Origin of the sequence: Marinobacter sp., from assembly GCF_014859525.1 — a bacterium.
In the GTDB taxonomy this organism is placed as follows: Bacteria; Pseudomonadota; Gammaproteobacteria; order Pseudomonadales; family Oleiphilaceae; genus Marinobacter.
The window spans coordinates 1-17,797 of the sequence record NZ_JACUUB010000022.1; the positions used below are offsets into that span (position 1 = coordinate 1).

Annotated in this window: 11 protein-coding genes and 1 pseudogene; 8 read left to right on the forward strand and 4 right to left on the reverse strand. The window is 56.8% G+C overall.

Annotation, left to right across the window (positions count from 1 at the left end; genetic code table 11):
• Positions 1–201 (forward strand): annotated as a pseudogene (locus IBX51_RS06890) (methyltransferase type 12); the annotation flags it as partial.
• Between the two features lie 451 nt (positions 202–652).
• On the opposite strand, the gene IBX51_RS06895 reads toward IBX51_RS06890, so the two are convergent.
• Complete coding sequence (locus IBX51_RS06895; protein WP_291830093.1) at positions 653–1,057, reverse strand: VanZ family protein; 405 nt, start codon at positions 1,055–1,057, stop codon at positions 653–655.
• A 95-nt stretch (positions 1,058–1,152) separates the two neighbouring features.
• Here IBX51_RS06895 and cysZ point away from each other — a divergent pair, with 95 nt between their 5' ends.
• From cysZ to IBX51_RS06925, 6 genes are all read left to right on the forward strand, one after another.
• Entirely contained in the window at positions 1,153–1,902 is a 750-nt protein-coding gene (gene cysZ / locus IBX51_RS06900) for a sulfate transporter CysZ (protein ID WP_291830094.1), read from the forward strand.
• Between the two features lie 18 nt (positions 1,903–1,920).
• Complete coding sequence (gene rapA / locus IBX51_RS06905) at positions 1,921–4,782, forward strand: RNA polymerase-associated protein RapA (RefSeq protein WP_291830096.1); 2,862 nt, start codon at positions 1,921–1,923, stop codon at positions 4,780–4,782.
• A 141-nt stretch (positions 4,783–4,923) separates the two neighbouring features.
• Complete coding sequence (locus IBX51_RS06910; protein ID WP_291830098.1) at positions 4,924–7,371, forward strand: acyl-CoA dehydrogenase; 2,448 nt, start codon at positions 4,924–4,926, stop codon at positions 7,369–7,371.
• 14 nt (positions 7,372–7,385) lie between these two features.
• Positions 7,386–7,766 carry a fluoride efflux transporter CrcB gene (gene crcB, locus IBX51_RS06915; protein WP_291830099.1) on the forward strand — a complete coding sequence of 127 codons (381 nt, stop codon included), beginning with the start codon at positions 7,386–7,388 and terminating at the stop codon, positions 7,764–7,766.
• Positions 7,767–8,029: 263 nt separating this feature from the next.
• Positions 8,030–8,236 (forward strand): cold-shock protein, encoded by a 207-nt coding sequence (locus tag IBX51_RS06920; RefSeq protein ID WP_044389091.1) that lies wholly within the window; start codon positions 8,030–8,032, stop codon positions 8,234–8,236.
• 351 nt (positions 8,237–8,587) lie between these two features.
• On the forward strand, positions 8,588–9,199 hold the full coding sequence (locus IBX51_RS06925; protein ID WP_291830106.1) for a Yip1 family protein: 612 nt from the start codon (positions 8,588–8,590) through the stop codon (positions 9,197–9,199).
• A 118-nt stretch (positions 9,200–9,317) separates the two neighbouring features.
• Here the strand turns inward: IBX51_RS06925 and IBX51_RS06930 are convergent, their stop codons facing one another.
• Both IBX51_RS06930 and IBX51_RS06935 read right to left on the reverse strand, forming a co-directional pair.
• Entirely contained in the window at positions 9,318–12,098 is a 2,781-nt protein-coding gene (locus IBX51_RS06930; protein ID WP_291830108.1) for a cation-transporting P-type ATPase, read from the reverse strand.
• A gap of 63 nt (positions 12,099–12,161) precedes the next feature.
• Positions 12,162–14,582 carry a xylulose 5-phosphate 3-epimerase gene (locus IBX51_RS06935; protein WP_291830109.1) on the reverse strand — a complete coding sequence of 807 codons (2,421 nt, stop codon included), beginning with the start codon at positions 14,580–14,582 and terminating at the stop codon, positions 12,162–12,164.
• A 191-nt stretch (positions 14,583–14,773) separates the two neighbouring features.
• On the opposite strand from IBX51_RS06935, the gene IBX51_RS06940 reads away from it, so the two are divergent.
• Positions 14,774–15,064, forward strand: a complete 291-nt coding sequence (locus IBX51_RS06940; RefSeq protein WP_291830111.1) for a type VI secretion system PAAR protein — start codon at positions 14,774–14,776, stop codon at positions 15,062–15,064.
• Here the strand turns inward: IBX51_RS06940 and IBX51_RS06945 are convergent.
• The gene (locus IBX51_RS06945) at positions 15,051–17,660 is read right to left on the reverse strand and encodes an EAL domain-containing protein (protein ID WP_291830112.1); all 2,610 of its coding nucleotides are present in this window, start codon (positions 17,658–17,660) and stop codon (positions 15,051–15,053) included. The two genes, IBX51_RS06940 and IBX51_RS06945, sit on opposite strands and share 14 nt — an antisense overlap.
• Positions 17,661–17,797: the final 137 nt, after the last annotated feature.

A 17,797-nucleotide genomic window follows, 5' to 3' on the forward strand; every position in this document is an offset into this window, starting at 1 on the left:
CCTGACAACCGGCCGTTACTGGAGGCGTTCCGGGCAGCGGCTGAACAGGTATTGTTGGCGGATTCTCGGGTAAAACATCTGGGTAACCCGGCGTACGTGCGCCAGGCGATCATTGAAGCCAGAACCTGGCCGGATCTGAACGAATTCGAGGAGTTCAATCAGGTGCGCATTTACCTGGCGGGGGGATCTGGGGATGTGTAACTGAAAAAATAAAGGGCAGCCACAGGGCCGCCCTTTACAGGTGCTGAACTGCTCATCCTGAGCGGTTCAGAGTCGGAACAGATGGCGCCTCCGTGCGCTTGGGGCAACTGCCTTGTTGCCGGTCCTTTTCTCCACTCCGTGGTGCCAGCGTCCGAGCCAGCAATCCAATTAGCATCCCTTAAGCGAGGCGTCCCTGTATCCTTGCCTCTCCCCACAATCCTTGCGGGGGTGCTTCCACTGCGTCGTCCACTTCCTTGTCATCCCTGACGTTGATCACTATACCGAACCCATCGTTGCAAACGTGTGAACTGTGCACGCCAATTTGAGCATACAGCTATTGGCTTGATAGCTTTTGTTTAAAAAACATTAACTTGGTTGCCATTAAAGGATGAATGCCTGCGCCTGCGTACGTTACACAGCTGCAAGTGCTTACAGTTATGTAGGATATGTCTCACAAAGAGTCGGGCGAATCTCGCAAGTCTGGTTGGCGCGCACTTCGAATTCCAGGCCAGGGCAACATGCCAATAGCGATACCAAAGGCATCTGCCAGGACATCGGCCATTGAAAAGTTCCGATAGGGGAGTTGGGCCTGAACGACCTCCAGGGCAAAGCCGAAACTGAGCAAGGCGGGTACATACCAATAGGCGCTCAGGCGCGGCCAGGCCAGGCGGGTAACGATGGTCAGTTCGATAAAAGCAATGATGTGGTTGACCTTGTCGTTGGCGGCCGAAGGGATTGGATAGCTCGAACTGGTTGTCGCGAGGTAAAGAATGGCGGCAATAGACGCGACCAGGACTGCCCGCCAGAGCAGGCGCATGCGCAGAATGGTTTCGATGATGTGCCAGAACTGGGGCATGAAGTTATCCGGGCGTTGATGCAGGCTGTGGGAACGATCCCGACATGATATGCTTTGCGCCCCGTTATTGTCATGGCAGCGGAGGATCACCAGCAATGCTCAAGGGAAATTTTCTTCGCGGCCTGGGCTATCTTGGTGAAGGCTTCCAGCTGATTCGGCAGCCTGGCCTGCGGCTGTTTGTGATCATTCCCGTGGTGTTGAACGTCATCCTGTTCGGGCTGATGTTCTATTATCTCGCTGGATTGTTCTCTGCCATGATTGCCACTGCCATGGGCTGGCTGCCGGACTGGGCCTGGTTGCAGGCGCTGGAATGGCTGTTCTGGATGCTCTACGGCGTGGTGATCCTGCTGATCCTGGCCTATGGGTTTGTCATGCTCGCCAACCTCATCGGGTCGCCGTTTTACGGTTACCTGGCGGAGTTAACGGAAAAACACCTGACCGGCCAAGAGGTTGGCTCCGACGAGGGCTGGCTCGGGTTGGTTAAAGATACTCCTCGAATGCTCTGGCGCGAAGTCCAGAAAATTGCTTATTACCTGCCCCGGGCACTCGTGCTGCTTATCGTTGGTATTATTCCCGTGGTCAACCTGGTGGCTGCGGTGCTGTGGATTCTGTTTAACAGCTGGATGATGGCGTTGCAGTACGTGGATTATCCTGCCGACAATCACAAAGTCAGTTTTGGCCGGTTGCGCAAAGACCTGGCGGCCAGTCGCCTGTCGGCTCTGGGCTTCGGTTTGCCGGTGGCGCTGGCGGCGATGGTGCCTTTATTGAACCTGATTGTGGTGCCTGCGGCGGTGTGCGGCGCCGCAGCCTATTGGGTTCGGGAAAACGATTCAAATCAACAGTAATGTGCTAGCGGAGGTTTCTTGGAAACATCGGAATTTGTTATCGGTCAGCGTTGGGTCAGTCACAGTGATACGGCGCTGGGCCTGGGTATTGTTACCGACGTTTCAGGGCGCAGGGTGACGCTGGGCTTTCCCGCAGCCGATGAAGAGCGCACCTACGCCATCGATAATGCGCCTTTGTCTCGTATCATCTATCAGGAAGGTGAAGACATTGAGACCTTCGATGGCGAACAGTACGTGGTGCGCGCCGTGGAAGAGCTCAACGGTGTTTTGGTCTACCACGCCGATGATGGCGACAACGTCCATCAGATTTCCGAGGTCAAGCTGGCGGGTTCAGTGAACTTTTCAGCGCCTCACCAGCGTTTGTTTGCCGGTCAGTTTGATCGCAACGGGGCTTTTCGTCTTCGGGTTTCCACCCTGCAGCACATGGACAGACTGCGGGCATCGCCTGCCCAGGGTCTGATCGGTGCTCGTACCCAGCACTTGCCTCATCAGCTTTACATTGCGCACGAAGTGGCCCGTCGCCATGCGCCCCGGGTGTTGCTGGCAGACGAAGTGGGCCTGGGTAAAACCATCGAAGCCGGTTTGATCCTGCATTACCAGCTCCATACCGGCCGTGCCCGCCGAGCGCTGATTGTGGTGCCGGATTCGCTGATTCATCAGTGGCTGGTGGAGATGCTGCGCCGTTTCAATTTGCGTTTTTCAATCGTGGATCAAGGCCGTTACGACGACATCAAGGCTCAGGAAAACGATGTTGACGCCCTGATGACTCACATCTTCGGCGACGATGGCCGGGTGAATCCGTTTGAAGCCGATCAGCTGGTGTTGTGCAGCCTGGATTTTCTGGTGCAAAGCGAACAGGCGCGTAACGATGCTCAGGCCGCCGGTTGGGACTTGATGGTGGTGGATGAGGCGCACCATCTGGCCTGGTCCGAGGAACAGGCCAGTCCGGAATATAATGTGGTGGAAAGCCTGTCCGCCGCCAGCAAAGGCCTGCTGCTGCTGACTGCTACACCCGAACAGGTGGGCCTGGCAAGCCACTTTGCCCGTTTGCGCCTGCTGGACCCGGCCCGTTTTCACAATCTGGAGGCTTTCCGGCAGGAAGAACAACAGTACGAGGCCATTAATATTGTGGTGCGGCGGTTGCTCGAAACGCCGGATAACATCAGCCCGGACGACAAGGCCGCGCTGGCCAACTGGCTGGGCGACGAACTGGACGAGCTGCTGGCCCGAGACAACGCACATCAGGCGGTCATTGATGCCTTGCTCGATCGCCATGGCACCGGCCGGGTGTTGTTCCGTAACACCCGGGCTGCGATTCAGGGGTTCCCGGCCCGGCAACCGATACCGGAGCCACTGCCGTGCCCGCCACTGTACAACGACACACGCTACGGAAAAACCGGCCTGTCGCCTGAGCAATCGGTGGATGAAGAACAGTGGCTGGCAGACGATCCCCGTGTGGCCTGGCTGGAGAAGAGGCTGGCCGGCCTGCGCCCTGCCAAGGTGGTGGTGATTTGTGCCCGTGCCGATACGGCGATGGCCCTGGAACATTATCTTCAACTGCGTGCCGGTATCCGCAGCGCTGCCTTTCATGAACACCTGAGCCTGCTGGAGCGGGATCGGGCGGCGGCCTATTTCGCAGACAGCGAGCAGGGTGCCCAGGCGTTAATCTGTTCCGAAATCGGCAGCGAAGGTCGTAATTTCCAGTTTGCCCACCATCTGGTGTTGTTTGATTTACCCGCCAACCCGGATTTGCTGGAGCAGCGCATCGGTCGGCTGGATCGTATCGGTCAGACCGAAGCTATCCGCATTCACATTCCTTACCTGCAAGGCACCAGTCAGGAAATCCAGTACCGCTGGTTCCAGGACGGGCTGAACGCCTTTGCCGAGAGTTGCGCGGTGGGCGTGGCAGTGCATGAGCAGGTGAGTGACTACTGGCAGAAGGCGCTGGACGGTGACGAAACGGTGTTAGAGCCTTTGCTCGCGGCCAGCTCGGCAGAAGCCCAGCGTTTGAAAACCCTGCTGCACAATGGTCGGGATGCGCTGATTGAGCTTAATTCCTGCCGTCGTGACGACGCCGACGCGCTGATTTCAAGTATTGAGCAAGAAGAAGGCTCGGTGCAGGTTCGGGATTACATGGTGCAGGCGTTCGATATTCTGGGCGTGGAGCTTGAGGATCACAGCGAGCACGCCGACGTGCTCAAGCCCGGAGAGCAGTGTCAGGCCGGCCATGTAGCGGAGTTGCCGGAAGACGGCCTGACGGTGACCTGGGAGCGGGAGCAGGCGCTGCAACGGGAGGACATGGCTTTTATGAGCTGGGAACACCCGATGGTCACCGGAGTGATGGATTCTGTTACCAGCTCCGGATTGGGCAAAGCAGCCCTGGCCAACCTGTCGGTGAAAGCCCTGCCGGCAGGCACCTTGCTGCTCGAAGCGTTGTTTGCGGTGCATTGCCCGGCACCAGAGAGCTTGCAGTTGACCCGCTATCTGCCGGTGTCGCCACTGCGCCTGGTGGTGGATATTAATGGCCGGGATCTGTCCAACGCCTTGCCTCACGATCGTCTGAACGAGCTCTGTTCCAATATTCGCCGACGCACGGCTCAGGCCATCGTGCCGCGCATCCGGGCTGAGGTAGAAACCATGGTCGACCATGTTGAACAGCTGGCGGCACCGCACCTGTCGTCGTTGCAAGACAAGGCCCTGGCGCAGGTTGAGGCGGGTTTTGTGCCCGAGGTTCGTCGGTTGGAGGCGCTGCAGCGCGTGAATCCCGCCATCCGTGACGAAGAGATAGCGTATTTACGCGGACAACTGGACGCCGCAAGAGAGGCGGTGGGCCATGCCAGTCTGGCGCTTGAAGGTATTCGGGTGATCATTACCTCCTGAGTGGTGGGTGACCAACGGCTGCGAACAAGCGGCGATCTGGCAAGATGGCATCTGATAGAGTAAGTTGAACGTAACGACGTGTTATAAGACTTTGGTTGTTAACCAAAGCCTCAAATCCATGGAAGACAGAGAGATCCTGAGATGACGTTGATTCTGTTTCTGGTAGCACTGGCCGGCCTGTTGTTTGTGCTGCGCCGCGAATCGGGTGCCAAGCCTGCCATCGGTGTGATGGTTGTGGTTGGTGTGGTATCGCTGTTCATGGCCTCCGGCTGGCTTGCGTTGTTGCTGTTTGTCGGTGCCGGCATCACAGCGGCTGCCGGATTGCCGCAGTTCCGGATTAACTGGCTGACACCTCGTGTTTTTGCCATGTTCAAGAAAGTCGCACCCAAGGTGTCTGAAACAGAAAAAGTTGCTCTGGAGGCGGGCACCGTGGGTTGGGACGGTGAGCTCTTTACCGGGCGCCCGGACTGGCACAACCTGCTGATCAATCGCCACACTGGATTGAGTGAAGCCGAGCAGTCGTTTGTCGATAACCAATGCACCCAGGCGATTTCCATGTGCAACGCCTGGGATGTGGCGGTCGAGCGTGCAGACCTGCCGAAAGACCTTTGGGATTTGCTCAAGAAAGAGAAATTTTTCGGGATGATCATTCCTGAAGAGTATGGCGGCCTGGGTTTCTCAGCCAAAGCTCAGACCGCAGTGCTGCAAAAACTGGCGGGCAATGAAATGCTGATGGTCACCGTCGGGGTACCCAACTCTCTCGGGCCCGGTGAGCTGCTGGTTAAATATGGCACTGAAGAACAGAAGAAGCACTATCTGCCGAGACTGGCCGATGGTCGCGAGATTCCCTGCTTTGGCCTGACGGGTCCCCGAGCCGGTTCGGATGCTACCTCACTGCCAGACACCGGTATTGTGTGCAAGCAGGAGGTCGACGGCAAAGAAGTGTTGGGTATTCGGCTCAATTTCGAAAAGCGCTGGATCACTCTGGCGCCGGTGGCCACGGTGGTTGGTTTGGCATTCAGAATGTTCGATCCGGACGGGCTGCTTGGTGATACCGAAGACTATGGCATTACCTGCGCGCTGATTCCGCGGGACACCGACGGCATGGAAATCGGCCGCCGGCACTGCCCGATTGGCACGCCTTTCATGAATGGTCCGATCAAAGGCAAGGATGTGTTCATTCCGCTGGATTACATCATCGGTGGGCAGGAAATGGCCGGGCAAGGCTGGCGTATGCTGGTTGAGTGTTTGTCGGTAGGCCGTTGCATTACCTTGCCCTCTGGCGCAGCTGGCGGAGCAGCGTATGCGGTCGGTACTGCCGGAGGCTTTACCCGAGTGCGTCGCCAGTTCAATACGCCGGTGGCCGACATGGAAGGTGTACAGGCACCACTGGCTCGAATTGCTGCCAAGACCTACATTACGTTGGCCGCGGTTAACCACACTGCCAACATGATTGACAAGGGTGAAAAGCCAGCCGTGCCGTCGGCCATTCTGAAGTACCATTTGACCGAATTCTCCCGCGACGTTCTCACCGATGCCATGGACGTTCACGGTGGCAAGGCCGTTACCCTGGGGCCTCGTAATTATTTGGGTATTGGTTACAGTGGCTCGGCGGTGTCGATCACTGTTGAGGGTGCCAACATCATGACCCGAAGCCTTATGATCTTCGGCCAGGGCGCCATTCGCTGTCATCCCTATGTGCTTAAAGAACTGGCAGCCAAGGATAATGACGATCTCAAAGCCTTTGATGAGGCTTTCTTTGGCCACGCAGGTTTAATCTTCGGCAATGCGGCACGCGCGTTTACTCAGGCACTGAGCATCGGAAAAGCCGACGTACCGTTCGACAGCGCCTCTCGCAAGTACGCTCAGGCTCTCGCCCGGTTCAGCTCCGCCTTTGGTTTATGTGCTGATGCGGCGATGACTACCCTGGGTGGCGAACTGAAAATGCGCGAGCTGATTTCTGCTCGCCTGGGCGACATGCTGTCTAACCTGTACCTGGCCTCTATGGTGCTCAAGAACTGGCATGAGACCCAGCCGGTCGAGGGTGAAAAAGAGCTGATGCAATACAGCCTGACGTTTTTGCTGCATCGTACCGAGCAGGCACTGGACGAGTTCCTGCAGAACCTGCCCAATCGTCCTGTTGCGATGGCACTCCGGCTTATTACGTTGCCGCTTGGTTGTCGTTGGGATGCGCCCCATGACGACCTGGCGCGGAAGCTGGCCCGGTCGATTTCGACCGATACGCCCATTCGTCACAAACTGATGGCGGGCGTCTGGACCACCGATGGTGAGGGCGCGGTTGAAAACCCAGTGGCTCGCTACAACGGATTGCTCAAGGACTATGACAAAGCCGAACAGCTGTACCGTAAGGTAAACAAGGCCTACGCCAAGGGTGAGCTGCCGATGACTGCGTTGCATCCCGAAGAGCGTTTTGAGGCCGCATTGTCTGCAGGTATCTACAGCAAGGAAGAAGCCGACTTCATGCGCCAGTATGAGGCGGTGGTGCTGGACATGCTGACGGTGGACGACTTCCCGTTTGATGAATTTGCCCGCGATAAAGGCACGTTGATAGACCACAATCCGGCCTGACGAGGCCGGTCACTATGTGGTTATCATTCCTGGCTGTCAGTGTTGGCGCCGTGATCGGCGCCAACCTGCGTTGGGCCCTCGGGCTCTGGCTTAACGCCAGTTATCACGCCATCCCCTGGGGTACCCTCGTGGCTAACCTCAGTGGTGGCTGGATGGTGGGCCTCCTGATCGGCTATTTTACCCAGAGCAGCGCGCTGGCGCCTGAGTGGCGGCTGTTCGCTATCACTGGTTTGTGCGGCGGCTTGACCACCTTTTCAACGTTTTCGCTGGAAATGTTTGCGGCTTTGCAGGAAGGCAAGTGGGCAATGGCGATGACCGGGATTCTGGCCCATGTGCTCGGATCGTTACTGATGACTGCTTTGGGGTTTTATACGTTTACCCTGATCAGGGGCTGAGCCGTCTCTGGAAAGCCCGGCCATACTGTGTATCACTACCTACACAAATTCTCTAAATTGCCCTTGGCAAGCCGGGAATTCCAGAGTAGAGTTGGGTTCGTAGGAAAGATTAGCACAGCAGTTCATGAATAAGACGTACCTCCGCAGTTAGTAGTGACCGTCCTGTTTTTGATTCCGCGAGTTCAGTTTTTCCGCTAAACGCTGACCAGCGCCATGCAGGTTTCTGGCAGCAGATAATATGATTGATTTCAGGAAGTTTAAGTATGTCTACTACTACCGGTACTGTTAAGTTCTTCAACGAAGCCAAAGGCTTTGGCTTTATCACTCGTGAAGGCGGCCCGGACGTATTCGTTCACTACAGCGCCATCCAGGGTTCTGGTTTCAAGACCTTGGCCGAAGGCCAGCAGGTTGAGTTCACCGTAACTCAGGGCCAGAAAGGTCCTCAGGCGGAGAACGTTGTTCCTCTGTAAGCCCAAACGGCTCAGGAACATCAAAAAAGGCAGCTACGGCTGCCTTTTTTCGTGTCTGGAGGAACTCCTCAGTCTGTAAAGATCTGCTCGTGAAAGCGCAGAGTGCCGTCCCAGGCAAGGTAGCCACTGAACGACTAGCCATCTACTTCGGCGGATCAAACAGGTCCGATGAATACACCTTAAAGAACCAAATGATCTGATCACACCGCGCTATTGAAGAAATTAGCATCAGTCTGTTCTGTTCAACGGCAAAATCTTGACTATAGTTAAGAGCAGGAACGGTTAACAGTCTGAATTCGATCAGACGCCGTATTCCCCTATACCAATAACACCAATAATGAGGGGGGGTCTATGCTCCTGTCACATGCGTTTGGTCTGTTTACCCACCCGGACCAAGAGTGGGAATCCATAAAGAAAGAACACGAACACCCAACCCGGTTGTACGTAACCTATGTAGTGATTCTGGCAGCGATCGCTCCGATCTGTGCCTATATTTCAACCGCGCATTTCGGCTGGTCCGCTGGTAATGAGCGGCTGATCAAGCTGACTGAAATCAGCGCACTGCAGCTGAGTGTGCTGACGTACATCGCCATGCTTGTCGGTGTCTTTGCACTGGGTTATGCCATTAACTGGATGGCAAAGACCTATGGTGCGAAAGAAGAGCATGTGCCCGCCAATGGTATAGCGTTGGCTGCGTACTCCTGCACACCGCTGTTTCTGGCTGGCTTTGCGTTGCTCTACCCTGTGCCATGGTTCAACGCCATCGTGTTTCTTGTGGCGGCCTGCTACGGCGCCTGGTTGATGTTTGATGGCTTGCCGATTGTCATGGGTATTGAGAAGGATCGTGCGGTGATGTACGCAGGGGCCTTGCTCACGGTGGCACTGGTGATCCTGGTCTCGACTCGCGTTGGTTCCGTAATCCTCTGGAATCTGGGGGTGGGCCCGGTGTTCATCAGTGGATGACGATACGTAACATCTGAAGTGGTAAAAAACGGGAGCCAAGGCTCCCGTTTTTTTCTATAGCGACTAGAGCGATGCAGAGTCAGGCTGCTGTGTTTTTAGAGTGACTGTGCCGGGCTTGTTATTCAGCTGAAGGTTTGGCCATTTTTGTTGTGCCCGCGATGTTGAAAAACCGACCGTTAATCCATTTTTCCAGCTCAACAACCAGAAGCAGAAAAGCACCGAACGCCAGACTCAACAGCAAGTTCAATGTGCCTGGCCCTGTGGTGCCGAACAAAGTCTGTAACGGCGGCGCGTAAGCAAACGCAGCTTGCAGCGCAACCAGCGTTCCCACCGCTACCCAGATTGGGCGACTGCCAAACAGCCCCTGCCAGTTAAGGACCGATGAATACAGGTGGCGTACGTTGAACAGATAGAAAATCTGCCCCGCCACGAGCGTCATGATGGCCGCGGTTCGCGCAACATCGAGGTCGGCGCCCTGACTGGTCAGCCAGTAGAAATGTCCAAAGGTACCCGCCCACAGCAATAATCCGACAAAGGGAATTCGCCAGAGAAACCCTCCTGACAACAACCGCTGCCTGTTACTGCGGGGAGGGCGCACCATGGTGCCTGGTTCTGTGGGCTCAAAGGCAAGCGCCATGGCCAGTGTTACTGCGGTCACCATATTAACCCAGAGCACCTGAACCGGCGTCAGTGGTAAGGGCATGGCCATCAGTACGGCCATGAAAATGGTCAGGGCCTGGCCTGCATTGGTCGGCAACAGATAGAGAATGGCTTTGCGAATGTTGTCGTAGACCGTCCGGCCTTGCTCTACCGCTCGTGCAATGGTGGCAAAGTTGTCATCAGCCAGAACCATCTCAGAGGCTTCCTTGGCTGCCTCGGTGCCTTTCTTGCCCATGGCGATACCGACATCAGCCTGTTTCAGTGCTGGCGCATCGTTAACGCCGTCACCGGTCATGGCAACGACTTCTCCGCAGGCCTGGAGTGCTCGCACCAGCCGGAGTTTATGCTCGGGGCTGGTTCGGGCAAAGATCGTTACCCGGGATACCGCTTCAATCAGCTCCTCGTCCGACAAAGACTCCAGTTCCTGACCGGTCATGGCCGGCTCATCCCCTGCGATTCCGAGCTGACGGCCAATCGCCTGGGCCGTGCCGCCGTGATCGCCGGTAATCATGACGACACGGATACCGGCCGCCTGGCATTGCGCGACAGCCTCGATGGCCTCTTGCCGGGGAGGATCCATGATGCCGTACAAGCCCAGCAGCACCAAATCCGATTCTATGTCGTGCCACTCCAGGTGTGCCTGGTCCTCTGGCACCTGGCGACAGGCAACCGCAAGTACCCGCTGGCCCTCATCGGCGATAGCGTGCATGCGTTCGTGCCAGTAATCGGCATCCAGTGGCTCGGGTTCCTTTGCTCCCAGTTGTGAGGAGCATCGCTCCAGTACACGCTCGGGCGCGCCTTTAAGAAAAATCCAGGCGCCCGACTCCTGATCACCGTCCCGGTTCAGGGTCGCCATGAATTTATGTTCTGAGGCGAACGGTATCAGGTCCAGCCGCCGCCAGGGATGAGACAGGTCATCGGGGTCCAGGCCGGCCTTTCGAGCCACCGCTACCAAGGCCCCTTCGGTTGGCTCTCCGTTGAGCACCCAGTCACCGGACTTTTCGGAAATCTCGGCATCGTTACAGAGCAGGCCAGCCCGCAACATCTGAATCAGAGACGGGTCTTCGCTGGGGTCGAACGGCTTGCCGGATTCCTCAAATTCTCCAACGGGTTCATACCCGGCACCGCTGACCGTCAGGCTGCGATGTGCCATTTCTACCGTCTGGACCTTCATTTCGTTGCGGGTCAGGGTGCCGGTCTTGTCAGAACAGATATTAGTAACGGCACCCAGAGTCTCAACCGCTGGCAAGCGGCGGATGATGGCTTTACGGCGGGCCATTTCCTGAACACCGATGGCAAGCGTGATGGTCAGGATAGCCGGCATGCCTTCAGGAATGGCGGCAACCGCCAGACTGACGGCGGCCAGGAACATTTCCGCCAGTTCGGTTTGGCGAGCCCAGTAGCCAATCGCGAAGGTGACGGCTGAGACCATCACAATGACGGCACTCAGCCAACGACCAAAGACAGCGACCTGGCGCAACAAAGGCGTGGTGACGGCTTCTACGGACTCCATCAACTGACTGATGCGGCCAATTTCTGTTTGTTGGCCGGTGCCGACCACCACCCCATAGCCGTTACCGAAGGTCACCAACGTGCTGGAATAGGCCATGCTGATGCGATCGCCGAGCGGGAGGTTTTCATCCACGGGCGCTTCGTCTTTTTCAACCGCCTCAGATTCACCGGTCAGGGAAGCTTCTTCAATTTTCAGGTCAGCGCATTCAACAAGTCGGATATCGGCGGGTACGCGGTTGCCGGCTTTAAGGCGGATAATGTCGCCGGGGACAAGGTTTTCTGCATCCACTTCATGGCGTTTGCCATCGCGAATAACCTGAGCCGTGGGTGACAGCATGTTGCGGATCGCGCCGAGCGCCCGTTCCGCTTTACCCTCCTGAATAAAGCCGACCAGAGCATTGATCACGACAACGCCGACAATGACGCCGGTATCCACCCAATGGCCGAGCAGCGCCGTCCCGACGGCCGCAAGCATCAGAATGTAGATCAGGACATTGTGGAACTGACGCAAAAAACGGATTAGCGGGCCCGGCCCATCAACCTGAGGCAATCGATTGTGGCCATAAGATTCCAGACGCCGGACGACCTCGGGCTCGGTCAGGCCGTGATCGCTAGAGCCTAAAGCGTTTAGGGTCTCGCCGGATGACATGCCGTGCCAAGGACGGTCCAGGTCGGTATGGGTGTTTGAAGCTGATTCCGTTGGCGGCTGAGCCGGGGACTTGCTCATGGGTTCCCTCCAGGAAAGTGTCCTTGATTATGCCAAACTCTGCGCCGGATTATATGGGCGCCCTCAGGCCTGACTTCGGGTAATGAGCGCTGCGTCGCCACGACCCTCAACCGCTGCCAGTTCTGGACTCGACAGCCATTCGCCAGGCGGCTTGTCCATAACATTGGCGCAAGCTGCCAAAGTATGCGCCCAAGAACAGTGATTGGCGAATAGCATGCCCGCTTCATTCAATGTGCCGCCGCGATTGATGTAGCCGAGTACCCGGGAATGACCTGGTTGCGGAAACAAAGTATGCAGGTGGCCACGAAACACCTCCGGGCGCATGTGAGTGAGCGCAACTCGGCGGTGCATGCGATGGGGAAAAAGGCGTTCACGCTCGAATTCGGTCAGGCTGGCTGCGGCTTCAAGTGGATCCCGTGGCTGGCGGAAGCGGCCGGGCTCCTGCACGTAGACCAGCCGGAATGGGGTGCCGGTTTCTCGTAGGCGCTCGCAGGCGCGAATGGCTTCTGATAATTGATAGGCACCATTGGCGATCAGCAGCAGAGGTTCCTCGCCGGCAGAAGTATCTTCGTCTACCACCAGGGCCCCGTGTTTTGACAGGGTTTCGGCTTCACCGGAATTGAAAACACACGGCCGGTCCCGTTTCGGGATCACCATACAGCTGATCCGACCGCGCTCCTGAAAGACCGAGGGTAGAACCGCCAGTGTGCTGTTGTAATCGGCGGGAAATATGACCCTCGAAACGTCACTCATTTCGCCCAGCATGGCTTCGCAGAACGTGGTGTCCTGATGGGACTGCTCATTTTTGCCGTTCTCCCAGGTATGGGAAGTGGCGATGATGGGAAGGCCGAGCCATCGCGCCGGCCGACCCACTTCTTTTTGGTGTCTTGCGAAGATCAACTCCTGGCGGACCGCGCCCAACATCTTTACGCAGAACGCCTCGTAGCTGGCGACCAGGTTCAATCCGGCCTTGTTGGCCAGGCAGGCAGACACGACCGCCTCTTCGTTCAGCGCAGTGATAATGTGACCGTGAATGGATTCATCATCACCTTCGGGGTCGTTTACCCGGTGCTTGAGATCTTTCAGAACTCCGGTCAGTCGGTTGCTGGCCAGTTCGTCCGGGTTGCCTACCCGGGGGCGAAGTTCCGGATTTGCGGTGACCAAAGCGCGAAAGAAATCATCGACCGCAGCCATCGGCGACACTTTATGCTGGCTCCACGGCAGGGTTGGTATGTTCAGATCCTGCGGATTCCTCATCGCCAATGGATGTTCCCGCTCGGTGGGGCGCTTCTGTTGCTGGTGCTCATTGAGCGCGGCCACGGCCCATTCCAGTTCTTCAGGGCTTACCCACAGGGGTTGGATGTATTGATTGAACAGTTCACGGGCCCGGGTGTCCAGACGAGGGTTGCCGGGCAGGGGCAGGTTGTGGGCGGCGTTCTGCCCGGCACCGTAAAACCCGTAACCCTTGACGGTTTCTGCTATGCCAAAGGGAACCCTGACCGGGTAGCCTGTATCGCCTCTCCTGGCGGCGTCACCTTTCGCACTCAGGGCCTGCTCCATGTCAAATAAAGCGCAAACAAAGGCGGCGGGGTCACGACCATCAAACCGCATAGGCTCGAAACCATGAATCTGTAAATGTTCTTCAAAACGCTCCAGTCCCTCTCGGGTGCCTAGTTCGGTGCGCTGCTCAATCCGGCGGCCATTAGCTATCATGATCGGTAATACCAGGCCGCAATCCTCTGCGCGCCACCAGCGCGGAACCCAATCACTGCCGCGCTGCTCTTCAGCGGCGCCGTCAGACAGAAACGCTACCAGTGACTCGCCGGGCAAGGGCATGTGAGCGTATTGCAGCTCGGCAAAGCCCAGGTAGCCGCCCTCCATGATACCGCCGGCGGTGTAAGGGTTGACGTGGCTGCCCAGAGGAGCCGCCATGGAGCCGTCCGGCTTTTGTCGATAGCTGTAGAAATCTGAGGCTAATCGGGACAAACCTTCTGCGGCCAGATACCGGCTTCGCTGTTCGGGATGCAGGTTGCCGGTCAGAACATTGAGGGCATCGATGGCGGCTGCGCAGTGCCCCTGGCCCATCAGCCAGCTTCGGGTTTGGCCAGTGAGATTGTTCAGGGCCAAATAAGCGGCGTACGCTGGCACCATGTTTAACGTGCCACCGGTGTGACCTTCCGGTGAGGCTTTGAAATCCTGCGCTGACAGTGCAGCGCCGGAAATGTCGACGCGATTGGAGTACGTCATGTGGACAACCAGCCACAACCCGGCGCTGGTCAGGCGGTCAAGATACGCCAGTTTTTGGTAAACGGTGTCGGCATCTGGTTGATGGCCCGCAGACACCAGTTTGTCGGCCAGCGCCCGAACTTTGATTTCGGTCTCTGTTGAGTGTTTGATAACGCCATAGCCCTTTTGCCAGCGCTGCCAGGCAGCACTGCCTGTGAAGCAGGCCGGCGATAAACCTTGTGGTGTGGGCGATGGCATACGGGACTCCGTGGCTTGTGCAAGTGTGAAATAAGTGTAAAACGCCGAACAAAAGAGGCCCTTGATGCAGATCAGTCGTATCTGCATCTGTTTGCCGTTGTCATGGATAAACCGGATGTGTTGCGGAGCTTGGGTTGGCAGGTCATTCGGTATACGATAGCGACTTAACGCGTTTTGAAAGGAATCAAACCATGAGTAAAGCCATTGTTTTGTTGGGAGATCTCGGTTCTGACCACCAAGGGTTCCCGCCTACCCCTGTGATTGCAGGTTCGCCGGATGTGCTGGTTGATGGTAAGCCGGTTGCACGTCTTGGTGATCCGCTCCTGCAGCACTCAAAGCCCAAACACTCGAATCACCCCCGGGTTATTGCTGCGGGATCAGCGACGGTAATGATTAATGGCAAGCCCGCAGCAGTGACCGGCAGTGCGGTTTCTTGTGGTGGCGTCACCCTTGGCACCGGATCGGTAATTATTGGTAGCTGACAAGATCAGCGGTAGCCCTTTCTGGTCGCCCCCAATAGTAGCCCTGGCCATGCAGGCCAGGGAACTGCTGTAGCCACAGCGCGATGGCCTCGTCCTCAACCCCTTCAACGACCACATCAAGGTCCAGTGCTTCGCCAAGCTCCAGCGCCGCTCTCAGAATTTTCTGGCGGATCGGATAACGCAAGATGTCGGTTAGAAAGCTACGGTCAATCTTAAGCTCATCCAATGGAAAGCTGGCCAGATTTCCGAGCGAGGAGTGGCCAGAGCCAAAGTCGTCCAGGGCAATTCTGAAGCCCATCTGGCTCAGAGCCTGTATGGCGTTCCTGGCAACGTCTGGATCTGCCATGGCGGCGGTTTCTGTGATCTCGAGAATGACGTTGGCCGGGCTGATTCCATGCCGCCGGGTGATGGCGCCGGCTTCTTCGTGGAACAAGGGGTGGGCAATGTCTTTAGCAGAGATGTTGACCGCAACGCCAATGCCGACGCCATGGCGGGCTTGGAGTGAATGGAAATCCTGACAGGCCTGATTCAACACCCAGAGGGTGACGGAGTGAACGATGCCGACCTGCTCCGCCAGAGGAATCCACCGGTCGGGCGGAATTCGGCCAAACTGGGGGTGCTGCCAGCGAATCAGGGCTTCGAGGGAGCGGACCTTGCCGTCCCGGATGTTTACCTTGGGCTGGTACTCCAGCCACATATCCCCGGAGCGTAAGGCGTCTTCAACGTCTAGCATGAGAATTTGTTGCTGGTACTGCCAATCTGCGATTGCCGGATCGTAGATGGTCAGAGTGCTTGCTTCATCCAGTGAGGCAAATCCTGCGGCAGACAGAACAGTGGCTGCATCTGCGCCATGTTCCGGGGCGTAGGCCAGGCCCAGGGACGCGGCCCATGAGAACGAGAACCGCCCTTCGCGAAAACTCTCCGATAGCCAGTGGCTGACGCTTTCAATCAGTTGGCGATCCTGATCCTGGTCGCCGCGTACCATGGCGAACGCATGATTGACCGTGTCGAGAGTGGCTACGCCATAGCCATTGATCATGATCAATCGGCCGCCGAGGCTGCGTTTCAGGTGACGATTCAATTGCCTGAGGTACTGCTTCAGGAGGTCTTCTGCTGCTCGATAGCCAAGGGCCTGTTCCAGTTCATTGAACCGTGCAAGCCGGATAACACACAGGATATAGGGTGTTTCCTGACTGTTAATACCCGCCAGGGTGTCTTCAAGCATGGGGCGGTTGGGCTTACCGGTTACTCGATGGGTTTTCATCACCCGATCGTAGTCCTGCTCAATACGAGCCCGGAGCTTTTGTTCTTCTTGTACCAGAATGTCGGAGCTCAGGCGCCGTTTACGCTCCTCCAGTAGCAGGCGGCCTACACCACTGGTGAGGATCAGCGAACCGGCGGCCGCGCCTAGAAAGAATGCTGAATCGGTCAGTGGTGTGACTGGTAGCCAACCAACGGTTCTGAGAGAAGTGATCATTGCGCCAAGCAGAATGGTGAGCACCGACAACGCAAAATATCGCGCATAGGGCTGGCGTCGGAACTGGCATAGCAGCAGCGCGAAGATGAACGCGCCGCCCATCGCACCGATCACCAGAAAAACATTCTGGCCAAATACGGCCATTGAAAACGGCGCTGCCAGCAGATGCAGGCTCGCTGCCAGGCTGAAGACTCTCAGTGCTCTGGCCGCAGGTTTGCTGACAGTGATGAAATGCGGAGTGAACTCGCATAAGGCAATCAGGCATAAGGGCAGGCTTACCGAAAGCAGCGCGTTCAGTTCCGGAAGGTTCGGCCAAAGTAGCCAGGGGCCAAGACCGTCCATCACCAGCTGGCTATAGATCACGCTAATCATCAAGACGCTGAGCCAGCCCAGCCCGGGGCGCTTCAGCTTTGCGACAATGCTCAGGTTGAGCAGCAACGCAAAGACCAGCAGGCCGGTTACGAAGGACTTCCAGGCAATGGTGAAGGTGCCTTCGCTCAGCACTTCGTGACCGCCTGCCACCGACAGTGGCAGCATCACTGGTCCGTTATTTTGCACTTCGACAAGTAAGGTGGTTTGCCCCGGTTGCAGGATGACCGGCCAGATCCATTGAGGCAGAGCGACCAGCCGATGATTGAATGGGTAAAGGTCACCCATGATCGGCAATCGCTCAACGCTGCCGTCCGGGTGGATAAGAGCCGGTGCCAAGTGGTCCAGATAGGGCGCAGTTACAACAATCTGGCTGGCGACCGGGCTGTCGCCCGGATTTGTTAACTGAAAACGAAAGGTGGCCGGCTGTTTGGGATACCCGATACCGGTGCGTTCGTTCGACAGGGGCCGCCAGGCCTCGGAGTGCTCACCGGTTTGGGTAACAACGGTGGCAAGCGATGACAATCGATAGTCGATCTCGGGATTCAGTTTGATCTCAGTCTCTGCGTTAACGTTGTCTCTCTGGGCGAAGCCTGGATCCATTGGTGATGGCGTCAACAGAGCTGTCAACAGGCCATAGCCGGCAGCGACAAATAGAACCAGAAATGGAACCCAGTGATTCAGCCAGCGAATGGAAGGTGATTTTGTCAGCGAGGCTGTGCCGGTGAGGCTGGCTGGCTCAGAATCCATTCGTTGAATATCCTGGCGATCGTTGCGGCGAAACTTACGAAAAATTACATCTGTTAACTGTTTGTAACATTATGAATTTCAAAGGATTTTAATCTATTTTTAAGTGTTTTGCATTTCATGTTTAAAACGGTTGATTA

Coding starts and splice junctions, on each gene's coding strand:
- IBX51_RS06895 (WP_291830093.1), bottom strand. CDS start 1,057: ATGCCCCAGTTCTGGCACATCATCGAAACCATTCTGCGCATGCGCCTG.
- cysZ (WP_291830094.1), top strand. CDS start 1,153: ATGCTCAAGGGAAATTTTCTTCGCGGCCTGGGCTATCTTGGTGAAGGC.
- IBX51_RS06910 (WP_291830098.1), top strand. CDS start 4,924: ATGACGTTGATTCTGTTTCTGGTAGCACTGGCCGGCCTGTTGTTTGTG.
- crcB (WP_291830099.1), top strand. CDS start 7,386: ATGTGGTTATCATTCCTGGCTGTCAGTGTTGGCGCCGTGATCGGCGCC.
- IBX51_RS06920 (WP_044389091.1), top strand. CDS start 8,030: ATGTCTACTACTACCGGTACTGTTAAGTTCTTCAACGAAGCCAAAGGC.
- IBX51_RS06925 (WP_291830106.1), top strand. CDS start 8,588: ATGCTCCTGTCACATGCGTTTGGTCTGTTTACCCACCCGGACCAAGAG.
- IBX51_RS06930 (WP_291830108.1), bottom strand. CDS start 12,098: ATGAGCAAGTCCCCGGCTCAGCCGCCAACGGAATCAGCTTCAAACACC.
- IBX51_RS06935 (WP_291830109.1), bottom strand. CDS start 14,582: ATGCCATCGCCCACACCACAAGGTTTATCGCCGGCCTGCTTCACAGGC.
- IBX51_RS06940 (WP_291830111.1), top strand. CDS start 14,774: ATGAGTAAAGCCATTGTTTTGTTGGGAGATCTCGGTTCTGACCACCAA.
- IBX51_RS06945 (WP_291830112.1), bottom strand. CDS start 17,660: ATGGATTCTGAGCCAGCCAGCCTCACCGGCACAGCCTCGCTGACAAAA.